We start from the raw sequence: 15333 nt of genomic DNA, 5'->3' as shown, positions 1-15333 counted from the left end.
CATTCACCTGTCCGACGGTACGCCGAGCCCCCGACAACCCGTCCGGACTCAGACCTCGGTGAGGTCGACGGACTTGGTCTCGCGGACGCTGAGCAGGGCGATCATCGTGGCGCAGGCGGCGACCGCGAGATACACGCCCACCCAGCCGACGCCGTAGTCGGCGACGATCCACGTCGCGATGAACGGGGCCACGGCGGCGCCGAGGATGGACGCCACGTTGTAGGCCACGCCCGAACCCGTGTAGCGCACGTTGGTCGGGAACAGCTCGGGCAGGATCGCGCTCATCGGCCCGAAGGTGAGACCCATCAGCGTCATTCCGAGGATCAGGAAGAACAGCATCATGCCGTCGGTCATCGACGCCGGGTCGAGCAGCCACTGGAAGCACAGACCGAAGACGATGATCGCCGCGGTGATCACGATGAGGAAGGCGCGGCGGCCGTACCGGTCGGCGAGGCGACCCGAGATCGGCACGCACGCGGCGAAGAACAGGACCGCGACGAGCTGCAGCTGCAGGAAGTCGACGTAGCTGATGGAGAGCTTCACACCCGATTCGTCGGTCACCTTGCCGGTGCCGTAGGAGATCACCCAGGTGGTCACGATGTAGAACAGCGTGTACGTCGCGACCATGATGAACGTGCCGGCGATGAGCGGACGCCAGCTGGTCTTGACGACCTCTGCCAGCGGCGCCTTGACCTTCTTGCCGTCCGCGACGGCCTTCGCGAACACCGGTGTCTCGGTGAGCTTCAGACGCACGTACAGCCCGACGGCCACCATGATCGCACTGGCCAGGAACGGGATTCGCCAGCCCCAGGTCATGAAGGCGTGGTCGGGGTCGGCGGTCGCGGCGTCGAAATCGAGGGCGAGCATCAGCAGCAGGAAGGTGCCGTTGGCGAAGAAGAACCCGATCGGCGCACCCAGTTGCGGCCACATGGCCGCCCACGCCCGTTTGCCCTTCTCCGCGGTCTCGGTCGCGAGAAGCGCTGCGCCCGACCACTCCCCACCGAGCCCGAGGCCCTGACAGAACCGCATCAGCGCCAGCAGCGCGGGCGCGAGGTAACCGACGGAGTCGTAGGTGGGCAGCAGGCCGATGACGAAGGTCGCGATGCCCATGGTGAGCAGCGAACCGACTAGCGTCGCCTTACGTCCGATGCGATCGCCGAAGTGCCCGAACAGGATCGAGCCGATGGGCCGCGCCACGAACGCGAGGCCGAAGGTCGCGAACGACGACAGCAGCGCCGCGGTGTCGTCCCCCTTGGGGAAGAACAGCACCGGGAACACGAGGACCGCGGCCGTGGCATAGATGTAGAAGTCGAAGAACTCGATGCTCGTCCCGATCATCGACGCGACCACGATGCGGCTGCGGGGTACCGGCGCCTGATCGGGATGGTCGATGTTGCGGACCGCGGAATCGCTCATTCGCGCGACGTTACGCCTGCGGCTCGAGCGATCGATTCCGACCCCTGAGAAAAAGCTGAGCGGACCGCGACACCCAGCGGACGCGGCATCGCAGTCCAACCCGACTGCTCACTTGTCCCGGTGTGGACCCGTCAGTTGGACGAGGACGTCGACTGCCGTTGCCAGATCGGCATCCTCGAGGTCCGAGAGCATCGTCTGTACGACCCCTCGGACGATGTCGGGTCGCGGCTGGTACCGGATGTCGATTGCGGTCGCGATGTTCCACGTGAGCAGGAAGGCATCGCGGACCGCGTGGTCGTAGAGCGCTCGCACAGTTGTGTGGGTGCCGTCGAGGTCGACGACCCGTTGCGTGTCGAGGACTTCGGCGAAGGCGGCGACCAGCAGGTCGGCACTTCGCCGGTATCGGTGTTCGAATCCGCCTCCGTATTGGTCCGCCACCAGCGGGAACGATGCCCTGTCCATCGGTGCAGCTCGCCGAGAGTTCAGCTCCTCGCCGGTGAGGAGCGCTGTGAGACGCGTGTTTCGTTCGACGGCGGCCAGGTACAGATCACCGAGGTCGCCCCACCCCGAAGTGGTCCGGATGGCCATGTCACCGACTGTCATCTCCGAGACTTGCGCACCCACATCGTCAGTGACCGCCCGCAAAGCCGATGTATCCATTCGACGTCCCTTCTTCCAGACAATGCCCGATCAATCTGTCGATCAGTCCCGGTGGACCGCGATGATGAGAGGATGCTCCCGCACCGCACGGGAGAGGCCGTTCGCAGCGATCGTCTACCACGGTAGACGATTCGAGAGAGGATGTCGATGGTGAACGACGACAGTGCCTCGGGCGCAGAGCCCGATCTCGGCGCACTTCTCGGGCGACTGATACCGCATCTGATCACCCTCGAGGAGCCGATCCTCCGGGCCGCCGGACTGTCGATGTGGGAGTACGCCATCGTGAGCGAGATCGCCGCGACGCCGGCAGTGTCGCAGCGTGAGTTGTCCGAACGCACCGGGCGAGATCCGACACGGCTCGGCAAGCACCTGGACGAACTCCAGCAGCGGGGCCTCGTGTCCAGGGACAGGTCGGGCAGTCGTCGCCAGTGGACCGTCTCGACCACGCCGGAGGGGCGTTCACTGCACGATGGCGTCCGGGCCGAGATCCGAGCCGTGGAAGACGAGCTACTCCGCGGCGCCATGTCCGACGGTCAGGCAGCGACCTTCCGGCGGTTGCTGAAAAGCCTTGTCGCAGAGATCTCCTGAAGGTCTTCGAGGCCGGCCGACTACCGGCAACCGCCGTTAGTCGGCCGAAGGACGTACCGCCTCAGCTACCCCGTTTGATCCACTCTTCGAGATGAGGAGCTTCGTCGCCGACGGTCGTGCCGTCGCCGTGACCGGTGTAGACCTTGGTCTCGGGGTCGAGGGTGAAGATCTTCTCGGTGATCGAGGCGATGATCGTCGGGAAGCTCGAGTACGAGCGGCCTGTTGCGCCCGGCCCGCCCTGGAACAGGGTGTCGCCGGAGAACAGCACCTTCGCCTCGGGCAGGTGGATCACCGACGAGCCCGGCGAATGGCCCGGGGTGTTGATGATCGTCAGCTCGGTACCGGCGATCCCGATCTTCTGCCCGTCCTCGAGATCCTGGTGCGCGACATCGGGATGGGTGTCGTTCCACAGCATGTCGTCGCCGGGGTGCAGCAGGATCGGCGCTCCGGTGGCCTGCGACAGTTCCGGGGCGACGGTGACGTGGTCGTTGTGCCCGTGGGTCAGCACGATCGCCTTCACGGTGCGGTTGCCGACGCCGGCGAGGATCGGCTGCGCGGAGTGGGCGGCGTCGATGATGATGACCTCGTCGTCGTTGCCGACGAGCCACACATTGTTGTCGACGTCCCAGGTGCCGCCGTCGAGACTGAACGTGCCCGAGGTGACGACGTTGTCGATGCGCAGATCCGACATCAGAGTTCCACCACCGATCGCAGCACCTTGCCGGCTTCCATCGCCGAGAACGCGGCCTCGACGTCGTTGATGCCGATGCGTTCGGTGACGAACTTGTCCAGCGGCAGACGACCCTGCTCGTACAGGTCGATCAGCATCGGGAAGTCGCGCTCGGGCAGGCAGTCGCCGTACCACGACGACTTCAACGCGCCACCGCGGGAGAAGAAGTCGACCAGCGGCATCTCCAGGGTCATCTCCGGGGTCGGCACACCGACCAGCACGACGACCCCGGCGAGATCGCGCGCGTAGAAGGCCTGCTTGTAGGTCTCCGGGCGGCCGACCGCGTCGATGACGACATCGGCGCCGTTGCCGTCGGTCAGTTCCTGCACCGCGGCGATCACATCGTCGACCTTCGAGCCGTCGATGGTGTGGGTGGCACCGAGATCGGTCGCCCATTCCAGCTTCGACGCATCGCGGTCGATTGCGATGATCGTCGTCGCACCGGCCAACCGGGCACCGGCGATCGCGGCATCACCGACACCGCCGCACCCGATGACCGCGACCGAGTCGCCACGGCCGACGTTGCCGGTGTTCATCGCCGCACCGATACCGGCCATCACACCGCAGCCGAGCAACCCGGCGACAGCGGGGTCGGTGTCGGGATTGACCTTGGTGCACTGCAATTCGTGGATGAGGGTCTTCTCCGCGAACGCACCGATGCCCAGCGCCGGGGTCAGTTCGGTGCCGTCGGTCAGGGTCATCGGGACGCTGGCGTTGAAGGTGTCGAAGCAGTACCACGGACGCCCCCGCTTACACGCCCGGCACTGCCCGCACACCGCCCGCCAGTTCAGGACAACGAAGTCTCCGACCTCGACGTGAGTGACATCCGAACCGACCGACTCGACCACACCCGCGGCCTCGTGGCCGAGCAGGAACGGATACTCGTCGTTGATGCCGCCCTCGCGGTAGGCCAGATCCGTATGACAGACACCGCACGCCTTGATCGCCACCACCACATCACGCGCACCCGGGTCCGGGATCACCACATCCACGACCTCCGTCGGCGCCTTCTTGCTGCGCGAAATGACTCCCTTGACTGTCTGCGACATACGTTGTTCCTTCCGCAACTGCGTTGTTCGGGGTACGGGTGCGACGTGTGCTCGAGTGCGGCGACGCATGGGTGACGTCGCCGGAACACATCGCCACAACCTTATCGGTATCGATCAAAGTCGACTACTCAGAGTGATCGTTGTCTACTGTGATTATCCACGCGCCCGTTCGGATGTAACCGTAGTTCGACGAACCGCGCACCCGCTTCGGATTCGGTCATCGTGAACACAGCGTCCGATCCGTCCACCCCGATCCCGTTGTTTGACCACCGACGCATCTGGCAACCCTGGTGCGGACCGCTCATCTCCACCACGAGGAGGTAGACCATGGCAGAGAAGAAGAAGGACCCTGGACCTTCGGTCAAGGACGACGAGCTCTACGAGAAGCTGCGCGACGAGGGCAACTCGAAGGAGAAGTCCGCTCGGATCGCCAACGCCGCGGCCAACAGCTCACGGTCGGACGTCGGCAAGAGCGGCGGCAAGTCCGGGTCCTACGAGGACTGGACGGTCGACGAGCTCAAGGACCGCGCCAAGGAACTCGACCTCTCGGGCTACTCCGACCTGAAGAAGGACGAGCTCATCGAGAAGCTGCGGGACCACTGAGACCCGTCTCCTCGGAGAACATCAAAGCCGCCGACCCGAGGGGTCGGCGGCTTCGATGTGTAAAGGGACGGTGCCGGTCAGTGCGCCTCTCGGCAAACAGGCCGCTCGAAGCGGCAAAAGGGTGGGACCCGGGGCATTGAGTCCGTCACCGTCGCGGGGTACAACTACGACCCCGCTCGGGATATTCCGGCCCGTCCGACGTGACCTGCCCGACACCCACCGATGAGGCCGACCGGCCGGTCATCGGACCAGCCCGACCCGCTGGAACGCGGTCAACGCCGTCTCGCCGGTGTTCCACAGCCCGGTCACGTCGCCGCGTGCCCGAGCAGCGGTCGCCGGATCCTGGAGCGCGAGTCCGTTGCGGAACGTCAGCACGTTGTATCCGACGTCGGCGGCCCGCAGCATCGGCCCGGTCGCCCGGCCGGCGCCCACGACGCGGTCGAGGCCCTCACCGACCACGTAGAACCGGAAGATCGGTCCGAGGTTGACGCCGTATTCACGGAGTGTCGCGGTGACGATCGAATTACCATGTGCGGCAATCGCATCGACGATGAAGAAGAAATCCCGCGCATTCGCCGTCGTGGCCCGGGCGTCGGCGGTCGCATAGGCGAGGTCGACGGTGATGTGCGCGTTGTAACCGGCCATCGCGACCCGTTGGCCGGGGACTGCGCAGTCGTCGGCCATGTCGAAGTAGTGCCGCCACTGGGGTGCGACAGGTCCGCCGCCGAATTCGCCTCGCACGGCGTCGAGGAACCGGTTGAGGAGTTCGAGACTGATGACGGGCGCCCACCGCGGAGTCTGGAAGACGCGCGGGTTGTTCTGCAGCGGCATCACCGCGTCGCGTTCCACCGCTGCCAGCCCGAGGGCGAACAATCCGCGCCGGTCGCGGCGGTCGGTGAGGATGTCGACGATCCCGTACAGCTTGTCGACGTTTCGTCGTAGCTGGACGAGAGGGAGGTCCTTCGAATCCTGCTCGTAGGTACTGAGTTCGACGATCCGCTCGCGGTCGGCCGGGCGGAGATCGGTTCCACACGTCTCGGCCGGTGCCGCATGCGCCGGCGCCGGGGCGGCGACCACGAGTGTTCCGATGAGGCCGAGGGCCAGCAGTGCCGCTGAGAGTGCTCGCATGGGACCCGGTGATACCCATCTGCGCGCGGATCAACCCCTCCCCACCGGGGACGCGAGACCCTTCGTGACGCGCCCTCCGCAAGCTCCGGGCGCTCCTCAGGGAGCAGAGGAAGCGTCAGGGCAGCAGACCGGCACTGCGGGCGGTCACCACGGCCTCCAGCCGCGACGACGCCCCGAGCTTGCGCATCGCATCCTTCATGTAGCCCTTGACCGTGTACACGGTGACACCGAGGGTCTCTCCGATACGGGCGTTCGAATAGCCCAGAGCGGCAAGGGAGATCACGTCCTGCTCCCGGCCGGTCAGTTCCACCTGCGCCGTCGACGCCGGGCTCGCGGCGATCAGGGCCTCGGTGATCGCGGCGAGTTCGTCGGCGAGCCGGGCGTCGTCGACCGTCTCGGCCAGCGACCGAAGCCGCGCGTAGGCCGCGGTCATCCGGTCGCGCATCTCCGCCTCGTCCTGCGCGGCGTGCTCGAGCCGGGCGCGGGACGCGACGATCTCGTGTTCGACGGTCCGGGCCTCCATCGCGAGGACGTCGAGCATCCGCCCGCCGATCGGGTCCGGGGTGTGCAGCGCGCCGTAGAGCACCGCCACGGGCGTCCGATCGACGATGACCGGTGCGGCCATCATGGCGCGCAACCCTTCCCGCTCGATGATCGTGTTGTAGCGATGGGTGATGCGCGGCGTGCGCAAGTAGTCGTCGACGACCATCGGGCGGTTCAGCGACACGACTTTGCCGCCCAGCCCGTGCCCGACGTCGACCGATACCCCGTTCAACGCGCCCACGGTCGCCCCGGCGAAATGCTGCAGACGCAGATTCGACGGTCCGTTCAGGACACCCGCGAAGGCCAGTGGCACCCCACTGGACTTGCGCACCCGGCGCAACGCCTCGGTGACGATCCCGCTCAGCGGCTCGGGCATCTCACCTCACTTCTCCCCCTCTTCCGAGGGTGTTCCTGGGGCCGGTCACGGAGGACACTGTGACTCAGCTTACTCAGTACGGAGCGAGGTTCACGATGACACAGGCCACCACGACCCCCACCGACATGGTCGAACGATGGTTGGCAATCTACGGGGCGTCCGACGCCGATGCGGCGGCGCTCCTCGTCGACGGGCACGATCCCGAGGCGATCGCCTTCACGGTGATCGAGGTCGAGCAGACCGACGATCAGCAGTCGGGCGGCGTACGTCCGGTCACCACCGACATCACCTACGGCGAGCTGGCCGAGCGGTCCAAGAGACTCGCGGCGGGCCTTGCGGAGATGGGCATCGGTCGTGGCGACACGGTGGGCGTCCTCATGGGCAAGCGCGAGGAACTCGCCGTCTCGCTGCTGGCCATCGCCCGCCTCGGCGCGATCTACATCCCGCTGTTCACCGCGTTCGCGACACCCGCGATCGAGATGCGGCTGCAGGCCGGCGCCGCGAAGGTCGTCATAACCGAGCCGAGTCAGGCGGACAAGCTCGCGGACATCGACGGGATCACCACGGTGATCGCCGGCGACCAGTTCGAGGAACTCATCGCTTCGCACGAGCCAGTCACCGAGTCGGTCGCGGTCAGCGGCGACGGCACCCTGATCCTGCTCTTCACCAGCGGCACGACCGGCGCGCCCAAGGGCGTCCCGGTCCCGGTCAAGGCGCTCGCCTCGTTCGTCGCCTACATGCATTTCGGGCTCGACGTCCGCGCCGACGACGTGTTCTGGAACGCCGCCGACCCCGGCTGGGCCTATGGCCTCTACTACGGCGTGCTCGGGCCGCTGGCCGCCGGACGGCGCAACCTCCTGCTGCACGCCGGATTCACCCCCGAGCTGACCGCGAAGATCCTCGGCGACCTCGGTGTCACCAATTTCGCGGCCGCGCCGACCGTGTACCGCGCGCTCAGCAAGGACTCGCGCATCTCCGGGTTCTCGCTGCGCCGGGCGTCCTCGGCCGGCGAGCCCCTGACCCCCGACGTCATCGACTGGGCGCTCCGCGCCATCGGCACCGAGGTCCGCGACCACTACGGCCAGACCGAACACGGCATGTTCATCAACAACCACTGGCACGAGTCGGTGCACGAGACCCTCGTGCCCGGTTCGATGGGTCAGCCGATGCCCGGCTTCGCCGCAGGCATCGTCGACGGCCAGATCGCCATCGATGTCCCGGCCAGCCCGCTGATGTGGTTCGAGGGCTATTTGGACGCACCGGAGAAGACCAAGCAGCGGTTCTCGCCGGACGGGCGGTGGTACCTGACCGGCGACACCGGCCGGGTCGACGACGAGGGCCGCTATTTCTTCACCGCACGCGACGACGACGTGATCATCATGGCCGGCTACCGGATCGGCCCGTTCGACGTCGAGAGCGTGCTGATCACTCATCCATCGGTCGTCGATGTCGCCGTCGTCGGGCGCCCCGACGAGCTCCGCGGCGAGGTCCTCGAGGCGTTCGTCGTCCTCGCGGACGGGGTCGAGGGCACCGATGCGCTCGAAGCCGAGCTCCAGCAGCTGGTCAAGACGCAGTTCGCCGCGCACGCCTACCCGCGCACCGTGCATTTCGTCGACGCCCTGCCCAAGACGCCGAGCGGCAAGATCCAGCGGTTCCTGCTGCGCCAGCGGTGAATGGCTGCCGTGGTGCGCCAACCTGGCGCGTAACGGCGCCACCGTGCGCGAACGATGAACCGACTGCGCGACCCGCAGCCGGGCCGCGCCAACAGCCGATCGCGTCGGGCAGACTCCGAGGACCTCGCCTGCCCCACGACGCGATCACCGGACGCGCAACCAGCGGGTCACACCCCTATCCGCTGGTTGCGCATCTCCGGTTCTGGCGAGATCAGTCCAGGAGCGCTCGTACCGAGTCGGGCGGCACGTCGCCGCTGTAGGTGACCGGGGCGTCGTACACGGTCCGCACGGGAACCACGCCGGTCCAGTCCGCCGACTCCCCACCCGGCCCGCCCGTCCGCGCCTTGGCGATCCACTGGCCGTCGACGATCGGCAGTCGCAGGGCCACCGTCGCTGCCAACTCTTTGCGCGTCGTCGGCCGGACCTCGGCCACCCTCCCCGGAATCAGCTTGTCGGACAACACTTCCAAAGCCACCTGGGCGTCGTCGGCGACTTCGAGGACTCCGCGTACGACCGCCGACCGGTAGTTCGCCGAATGGTCGAAGAGGGTGTCGGCGACGACGAGCCCGTCCAGCGCGAACACCGTGAACGTCACCGGCGCACCCGCGGCGACGTGCCGGAGCGCACCCGCCCCGGTCGATCCGTGCAGCAGGATCGAGTCGCCGTCCCGGGCGAAGAGCATCGGCACCGACCATGGCAGACCGTCGACGACGGTGCTGAGGGTCCCGACTTTGGTCTCGTCGAGCAGGGCGTCGAGCAGCTCGCGATCGGCTGCCCGATCAGGCTTGCGCGTCAACGACGCCTGACGCGAAGTCACGTCGGACGGGGTACCGCCGGTCGAAGTCACGCGGACATGGTCGCCCCCGAACGCGCCCGGCTCAACAGATTTGCTCGCCGGCGCCTCCGCCGAAGACTCCCCTTGCTGATATCCACCCACCAGGGCGGGCCTAGCCACATATCGACTTCCGGCTCGCTCTGCTGGGCGCATTCCACGCCGGGCCACCGGGACCCGGGGGAGCTCCCGATTCAACGAGGACCATAGCTGTCCTCCATCACTCATAGCGTGGTCCTCACACCAACCGAGAGGACACATCATGAGCACCTACACCTCCACCGAACTCAGCGTCGACGTCACCGGCGAGAAGCGCGACCTGCTCATCCTGCTGCAGGATCAGCGCAACATGCTCAAGATCACCGCACGCAACCTCTCCGACGACGATGCCCGCAAGCAGTCGACGGTCAGCACCCTCACGATCGGCGCGCTGATCAAGCATCTCGCGCACGGCGAGGAGAACGCGGCCCGCGTCATCACCGAGCGGGACGAGAACGCCGAGTTCGACATGAGCCAGGCCATGACCGAGTACGAGATGACCGGCGACGAGACTCTCGCCGGCTGGCTGACCGCATACGACCGTGGGGCAGCCGAGTTCGACCGCGTGATCGCCGACGCCGAGAGCCTCGACGAGCTGATCCCTCAGCCCACGGCGCCGTGGCAGCCGGAACGCGAGTGGCTGTCGATTCGGGCCATGATCATCCACCTCATCCGGGAGACCGCCCACCACTGCGGTCACGCCGACATCATCCGAGAGGCGCTCGACCGCCAGACCACGATGGGCGCCATCTCCGAAGGGCAGGAATGGGCCGAGCAGTGGGCCGACGCCGACTGGGCGAAGTGACGCCGGCGCGGTGAGCTACACCGGGCATTCGTCGAGCAGTCTCATCTCCGACCAATCCGCAGGCCCCCGGGCGCCGAAGACGTTGTGAGGCTGCCGGCCAGGCGCAGTCGACACCCCAACACAGATTGGATCGGCGATGATCAAGCGAATTCCCCGTGTAGCAGGAGCGTTGACCGGACTGGTCCTCGCCGTCGGCGTGATGGCCGGTTGCTCCAGTGACGATTCGGACACCTCGAGCGAAACGACCGGAGCGGCAACAGAATCCAGCGCCATGATGAGCGAGAGCGCGATGGCCGATCCGGCCGCCAACCTCGTCGGGCCGGGTTGCGCCGCCTACGCCGAGGCCAATCCCTCGGGACCGGCGTCGGTGAACGGGATGTCGACCGTGCCCGTTGCCACCGCGGCGGCCACCAACCCCGAGCTCACGACTCTGACACAAGCACTTTCGGGTCAGCTGAACCCCGAGGTCAACCTCGTGAAGACCCTCAACGAGGGTGAGTACACCGTATTCGCGCCGACCGACGACGCATTCGCGAAGCTGCCCCCGGAGACCGTCGAGCAGCTCAAGACCGACGCTGACCTGCTCAACAAGATCCTGACCTACCACGTGGTCGAGGGCCAGGCGACCCCCGACCAGATCGTCGGAGAGCACACCACTCTCGAGGGTCAGCAGGTCAACGTGACCGGATCGGGCGACAACCTGAAGGTCAATGAGGCCGGCGTGGTCTGCGGTGGCGTCACCACCTCGAACGCGCAGGTGTACCTCATCGACAGCGTGCTCATGCCCCCGGCCGGCATGTGATCTCTCCGTAAACACTGCGCGAGAGTGCTTTCCACGATTCTCACCGACGCGATCCGTCGGTGAGAATCGTGCTGCGTGACCCGGGTGCGATCCGTTCGCCTCGATCACGGAAGAGTCCGGACTCCGTGGGCGGGATGACGTACGGACGCAGGGGACACCGCACCATACCCTGAACACACACCGGTTCCCTGCGCGCGCATCACTGCTCGTCTGGGGAACCGGTGCGTGCGTTCAGGTTCGAGCGGGTTGCGCATCCGTCTCGGACCGCACCCGGCTCTCGATCAACGCCGACACCTGTATCGGCACCCCGGTCATGTTCGCCATCCCGGCAAGTCGCTCCAGGTCGGCCGGGTCGGACGAGATGAGTGCGTTGACGTTCACGCCACCGGCACCCAGATCGTTCTGCGCAGCCGCGTTCGCCTGCGTCCAACCGCCGGAGCCGTTGTGTCCCCATCCATGCGGGATCGCGACGACGCCGGGCTTGATGTCCTCGGTGACGGTCACGGGCAACGAGATCCGACCGTGCCGGGACTCCACCGTCGCGAGGTCGCCTTCGGCCAGCCCGCGTGCCGTGGCATCGTCGGGGTGCATCCGGGCCGCGTGGGACCGTCCGCCGCGCAACAACATCGGCGCGTTGTGCTGCCAGCTGTTCTCCGACCGGATCTCGCGCATCCCGATGAGCCGCAACGGATACCCTGCGTCGTCAGCGACACCGAGTCGCTCGATCTCGGCCATCAACTCCGGTGCGGCCAACCGGATCCGGCCGTCGAGGTACGTGACGTTCTTGGCCAGCTGCCCGGGCGCGAGGTCGTCGGCGACCACGACACCGTGCGGGTGGTCCTCGACGAGACGGCGGTAGGTGAGTCCACCGCGTCGAAGGCCGAATCGGTCTCCTCCCAATCCCATTCGGATCACCAGGTCCGAGACCCGGCGCGGGGTGACCGGCCGGCCCACGCGTCGCGCCAGCTGGGTGCCGACGTGCAGCGAGCGGATCAGCAGGCTCTCCGACGACAGGAAGCCGATCAGTTCGTTGATCACCGTCCACTCCTCCCGCGCCTCGCCCTGCGGTGAGATCACCGCCTCGGTGGCCTGTTTGAACGGAGTGGTGAACAGGGCCTGGAACGGGAGCAGGAAGTCCTCGCGTTCGTACATCGTGGTGGCCGGCAGGATGTAGTCGGCCCGGGCGTTGGTTTCGTTGCGGTAGATGTCCAGGGACACCATGAGGTCGAGTTCGTCCAACGCCGAACGTAATTCGTCGCCGTTCGGAACCGACAGCACCGGATTGCCCGCGCTGACGAACAGCGCGCGCAGCTGCCCGCGGCCCGGGGTGGTGATCTCCTTGGCCATCAACGACGCCGGCGCGGTCCCGAGGACCTGCGGCAGGCCGCCGACGCGGCTTCGGCGCCCCGCCCAGCGAAAGCTCGAAAGCCGTTGCAGCGCGGTGACGCCCAGGCGCTGACCCGGAATCCCCAGATCACCGAACATCGACCCGCCCGGCACGTCCAGGTTGCCCGCGACGAGGTTCACCATGTCGAGCAGGGCGGTCGTCAGCGTGCCGGTGCGCCCCAGTGAGGTACCCACCCGTCCGTACACCGCGGCCCGCTCCGTGCGGGCGAGCGAGCGGGCGACAGCGCGCACACGCTCCGGATCGATGTCCGTACGGCCCGCGGTCGCCTCTGGCGCGTAGGCCGCGACGAGCGTCTCGAGTTCCGCCACGCCGCGCGCCTGCCGCCGGAGCCGGTCGCGGTCGGCGAGGTTCTCGTCGAACAGCACGTGCAACAGCGACAGCAGGAACAGCGCGTCGGTGTCGGGCGTGATCGGCAGCCAGTCGAACTCTCGGGCCGTCTCGGTGTGCCGGGGATCGACGACGACGACGGACCCGCCGCGTGCGGTGATCGCGTTCAGTCCCTCACGGATACGCGGCGAACTCATCACGCTGCCGTGCGACACAACCGGATTCGCCCCGATGATCACGAGGTAGTCGACGCGGTTGATGTCGGGAATCGGCGCGGCCAGCGGGTTGCCGTACAGGAAGTGGCTGGCGACGAAGCGGTTGTTCACGTCCTGGGATCCCGCCGAGTACACGTGCGGCGTGCCGAGGAGGTTCATGAAGATCGCGGTCCACAGCGTGTGTCCGGTCGAGAACGTCGCCGGGTTGCCGAAGTACCAGCCGATCGAGTCGCTGCCGGATTTCTGGTGCACCTCGACGAGCCGGCGGCCGATCTCCTCGAGCGCCGTGTCCCACGAGATCTGCTCGAACTCGCCTTCGGGGCGTCGCCGGAGCGGGTGCCGGAGACGATCGGGATCGTTGACGATCTCGGTGAACGCGATCCCCTTCGGACACGCGAAGCCCCGCGACAACGGGTGCCCCTTGTCCGGCCGCAACGAGACCAGCCGATCGTCCTCGACGGTCGCGATCATGCCGCACAGCGGCTCGCAGATTCGGCAGTAAGTGTGTTTTTCCATCGGCATCTTGCGTCCCCTGACCTCGCGCGATGACTGGCCGCAGGCGGGCAGGCCTACGGTTGGTGTGATTCCGTTCACATCTGAAGACAAGTGTTGCATGATGACAGCACCTGAGGCATCCCCACCGAGGAGGTCCCCGTGACCGACAGCGAACCGAACGCCACACAGCCAACCGTGCGCGACGTGATCATCATCGGCGCCGGCTTGTCCGGCATCGACTGCGCCTATCGGCTGAAGGAGCAGAATCCCGACGCCGACTATCTGATCCTCGAACGCCGCGAACGCATGGGCGGGACGTGGGACCTGTTCCGGTACCCCGGCGTGCGGTCCGACAGCGACATCTACTCGCTGAGTTACCCGTTCGAGCCGTGGCGCAAGCCGCGGGCGCTGGCGCACGGAAACGACATCCGGGAGTACATCGAGGACACCGCCCACAAGTTCGCCATCGCCGAGCACATCCGGTTCGGGCAGCACGTCCTGACCGCCGACTGGGACTCGGCGACGGACACCTGGACGCTGGGGGTCGAGGTCGGTGAGGACCGGCGCCGCGAGACCCACCGGGCGAGGTTCGTCATCTTCGCAACCGGTTACTACGACTACGACAACCCCTACACACCACGGTTCGCCGGTGCCGACGACTTCACCGGCCAGATCGTGCACCCGCAGCACTGGCCCGAAGACCTCGACTACCGGGGCAAGCGCGTCGTGGTGATCGGCAGCGGCGCGACGGCGGTCAGTCTCATCCCGAGCCTAGCCGAGCAGGCCGAGCACGTCACGATGCTGCAGCGCTCGCCGTCATACATCTTCTCGTCCAAGCAGAAGCAGTACCTGGCACCGCTCGTGCAGAAGTTGTTGCCACCGCAGGCGGCGCACAAGGTCATCCGCACCAGGTACGCCGCCCAGACGGCCGCGATCGTGCACCTGACCCACCGGTTCCCGAAGCTCGGACGCAAGATGATCCGCAACAACGTCGTCGCGAACCTGCCCGAGGACTATCCGGTCGACGTCCACTTCAATCCGACGTACAACCCGTGGGACCAGCGGATGTGCATGGTCCCCGATGCCGACCTCTTCGCCGATATCACCGAGGGCAAGGTCGAGATGGTCACCGACCACATCGACCGGTTCGACGCCACAGGGGTCACCCTCACCTCGGGCAAGCACCTCGACGCCGACATCATCGTCACCGCGACCGGACTGCAACTGCTCGGCTTCGGCGGTACCCGGCTCCGCGTCGACGGCGCCGAGGTGAAACCACACGACCGTTTCGTCTTCAAGAGCTACCTCATCGAGGACGTCCCGAACCTCGCCTGGTCGGTCGGTTACACGAACGCCTCGTGGACCCTTCGCGCGGACATGACCGCTCGCGCCGTCGCCGACCTGATCAAGCACATGCGCACGAACGGCTACACCCACGCCTATCCGCATCTGGGTTCGGAGGTCATGGGTTCGCGGCCGCTGTGGGACCTCAAGGCGGGGTACGTCGAACGGTCCCCGGATGCACTGCCGAAGTCGGGCACCCGCGGTCACTGGCAGGTGCGGCACAACTACTACCGCGACGCCATCGACCACCGCATCAACAAGGTCGAGGAATCGATGGTGTTCGGCCGGGCCTGACCCGGC

The 15333-nt window shown here is 66.9% G+C and carries 14 protein-coding genes; 6 read left to right on the top strand and 8 right to left on the bottom strand.

Annotated features, from left to right (window positions below):
- Window positions 1-48: 48 nt before the first annotated feature.
- Together QAD21_RS00780 and QAD21_RS00775 are read right to left on the bottom strand one after the other, a co-directional pair.
- Entirely contained in the window at window positions 49-1416 is a 1368-nt protein-coding gene (locus tag QAD21_RS00780; RefSeq protein WP_065631324.1) for an MFS transporter, read from the bottom strand.
- 108 nt (window positions 1417-1524) lie between these two features.
- Entirely contained in the window at window positions 1525-2004 is a 480-nt protein-coding gene (locus QAD21_RS00775; RefSeq protein WP_211539184.1) for a hypothetical protein, read from the bottom strand.
- A gap of 219 nt (window positions 2005-2223) precedes the next feature.
- Between QAD21_RS00775 and QAD21_RS00770 the strand changes: the two genes are divergently transcribed.
- Window positions 2224-2664, top strand: a complete 441-nt coding sequence (locus QAD21_RS00770) for a MarR family transcriptional regulator (RefSeq protein ID WP_159369760.1) — start codon at window positions 2224-2226, stop codon at window positions 2662-2664.
- A gap of 61 nt (window positions 2665-2725) precedes the next feature.
- Here QAD21_RS00770 and QAD21_RS00765 read toward each other — a convergent pair whose 3' ends face one another.
- The gene (locus tag QAD21_RS00765; RefSeq protein WP_159369759.1) at window positions 2726-3355 is read right to left on the bottom strand and encodes an MBL fold metallo-hydrolase; all 630 of its coding nucleotides are present in this window, start codon (window positions 3353-3355) and stop codon (window positions 2726-2728) included.
- Window positions 3355-4443: an S-(hydroxymethyl)mycothiol dehydrogenase gene (locus QAD21_RS00760; RefSeq protein ID WP_239403106.1), complete on the bottom strand. Its 1089-nt coding sequence runs from the start codon at window positions 4441-4443 to the stop codon at window positions 3355-3357. Before QAD21_RS00760 ends, QAD21_RS00765 begins: the two co-directional genes overlap by 1 nt.
- A gap of 327 nt (window positions 4444-4770) precedes the next feature.
- On the opposite strand from QAD21_RS00760, the gene QAD21_RS00755 reads away from it, so the two are divergent.
- Complete coding sequence (locus QAD21_RS00755; RefSeq protein ID WP_058253403.1) at window positions 4771-5046, top strand: Rho termination factor N-terminal domain-containing protein; 276 nt, start codon at window positions 4771-4773, stop codon at window positions 5044-5046.
- Window positions 5047-5286: 240 nt separating this feature from the next.
- On the opposite strand, the gene QAD21_RS00750 is transcribed toward QAD21_RS00755, so the two are convergent.
- Together QAD21_RS00750 and QAD21_RS00745 are read right to left on the bottom strand one after the other, a co-directional pair.
- Window positions 5287-6174 (bottom strand): DUF5995 family protein, encoded by an 888-nt coding sequence (locus QAD21_RS00750; RefSeq protein WP_068971475.1) that lies wholly within the window; start codon window positions 6172-6174, stop codon window positions 5287-5289.
- Window positions 6175-6289: 115 nt separating this feature from the next.
- Window positions 6290-7093, bottom strand: a complete 804-nt coding sequence (locus QAD21_RS00745) for a LuxR C-terminal-related transcriptional regulator (protein ID WP_068970870.1) — start codon at window positions 7091-7093, stop codon at window positions 6290-6292.
- A gap of 95 nt (window positions 7094-7188) precedes the next feature.
- On the opposite strand from QAD21_RS00745, the gene QAD21_RS00740 reads away from it, so the two are divergent.
- Window positions 7189-8766, top strand: a complete 1578-nt coding sequence (locus tag QAD21_RS00740; protein ID WP_280360374.1) for an AMP-binding protein — start codon at window positions 7189-7191, stop codon at window positions 8764-8766.
- A gap of 211 nt (window positions 8767-8977) precedes the next feature.
- Here the strand turns inward: QAD21_RS00740 and QAD21_RS00735 are convergent, their stop codons facing one another.
- A complete protein-coding gene (locus QAD21_RS00735) occupies window positions 8978-9613 on the bottom strand; it encodes a pyridoxamine 5'-phosphate oxidase family protein (RefSeq protein WP_280360373.1) in 636 nt (211 codons plus the stop codon).
- Window positions 9614-9860: 247 nt separating this feature from the next.
- Here QAD21_RS00735 and QAD21_RS00730 point away from each other — a divergent pair, with 247 nt between their 5' ends.
- Complete coding sequence (locus QAD21_RS00730; protein WP_280360372.1) at window positions 9861-10442, top strand: DinB family protein; 582 nt, start codon at window positions 9861-9863, stop codon at window positions 10440-10442.
- 136 nt (window positions 10443-10578) lie between these two features.
- Window positions 10579-11244, top strand: coding sequence for a fasciclin domain-containing protein (locus tag QAD21_RS00725; protein WP_171011559.1), 666 nt, complete (start codon window positions 10579-10581; stop codon window positions 11242-11244).
- Between the two features lie 231 nt (window positions 11245-11475).
- Here QAD21_RS00725 and QAD21_RS00720 read toward each other — a convergent pair whose 3' ends face one another.
- A complete protein-coding gene (locus QAD21_RS00720; RefSeq protein WP_280360371.1) occupies window positions 11476-13716 on the bottom strand; it encodes a molybdopterin-dependent oxidoreductase in 2241 nt (746 codons plus the stop codon).
- A gap of 132 nt (window positions 13717-13848) precedes the next feature.
- On the opposite strand from QAD21_RS00720, the gene QAD21_RS00715 reads away from it, so the two are divergent.
- The gene (locus tag QAD21_RS00715) at window positions 13849-15327 is read left to right on the top strand and encodes an NAD(P)/FAD-dependent oxidoreductase (protein WP_205334277.1); all 1479 of its coding nucleotides are present in this window, start codon (window positions 13849-13851) and stop codon (window positions 15325-15327) included.
- Window positions 15328-15333: the final 6 nt, after the last annotated feature.

The sequence above is a fragment of the Gordonia sp. SMJS1 genome, assembly GCF_029866425.1.
GTDB lineage: Bacteria > Actinomycetota > Actinomycetes > Mycobacteriales > Mycobacteriaceae > Gordonia > Gordonia hongkongensis.
The sequence above is the reverse complement of the archived record's forward strand: the minus strand, read 5'-3'. Positions and strand labels throughout refer to the sequence as shown.

Coding starts and splice junctions, on each gene's coding strand:
- QAD21_RS00740 (WP_280360374.1), top strand. CDS start 7,189: ATGACACAGGCCACCACGACCCCCACCGACATGGTCGAACGATGGTTG.
- QAD21_RS00750 (WP_068971475.1), bottom strand. CDS start 6,174: ATGCGAGCACTCTCAGCGGCACTGCTGGCCCTCGGCCTCATCGGAACA.
- QAD21_RS00725 (WP_171011559.1), top strand. CDS start 10,579: ATGATCAAGCGAATTCCCCGTGTAGCAGGAGCGTTGACCGGACTGGTC.
- QAD21_RS00770 (WP_159369760.1), top strand. CDS start 2,224: ATGGTGAACGACGACAGTGCCTCGGGCGCAGAGCCCGATCTCGGCGCA.
- QAD21_RS00745 (WP_068970870.1), bottom strand. CDS start 7,093: ATGCCCGAGCCGCTGAGCGGGATCGTCACCGAGGCGTTGCGCCGGGTG.
- QAD21_RS00775 (WP_211539184.1), bottom strand. CDS start 2,004: ATGGCCATCCGGACCACTTCGGGGTGGGGCGACCTCGGTGATCTGTAC.
- QAD21_RS00755 (WP_058253403.1), top strand. CDS start 4,771: ATGGCAGAGAAGAAGAAGGACCCTGGACCTTCGGTCAAGGACGACGAG.
- QAD21_RS00780 (WP_065631324.1), bottom strand. CDS start 1,416: ATGAGCGATTCCGCGGTCCGCAACATCGACCATCCCGATCAGGCGCCG.
- QAD21_RS00720 (WP_280360371.1), bottom strand. CDS start 13,716: ATGCCGATGGAAAAACACACTTACTGCCGAATCTGCGAGCCGCTGTGC.
- QAD21_RS00760 (WP_239403106.1), bottom strand. CDS start 4,443: ATGTCGCAGACAGTCAAGGGAGTCATTTCGCGCAGCAAGAAGGCGCCG.
- QAD21_RS00730 (WP_280360372.1), top strand. CDS start 9,861: ATGAGCACCTACACCTCCACCGAACTCAGCGTCGACGTCACCGGCGAG.
- QAD21_RS00765 (WP_159369759.1), bottom strand. CDS start 3,355: ATGTCGGATCTGCGCATCGACAACGTCGTCACCTCGGGCACGTTCAGT.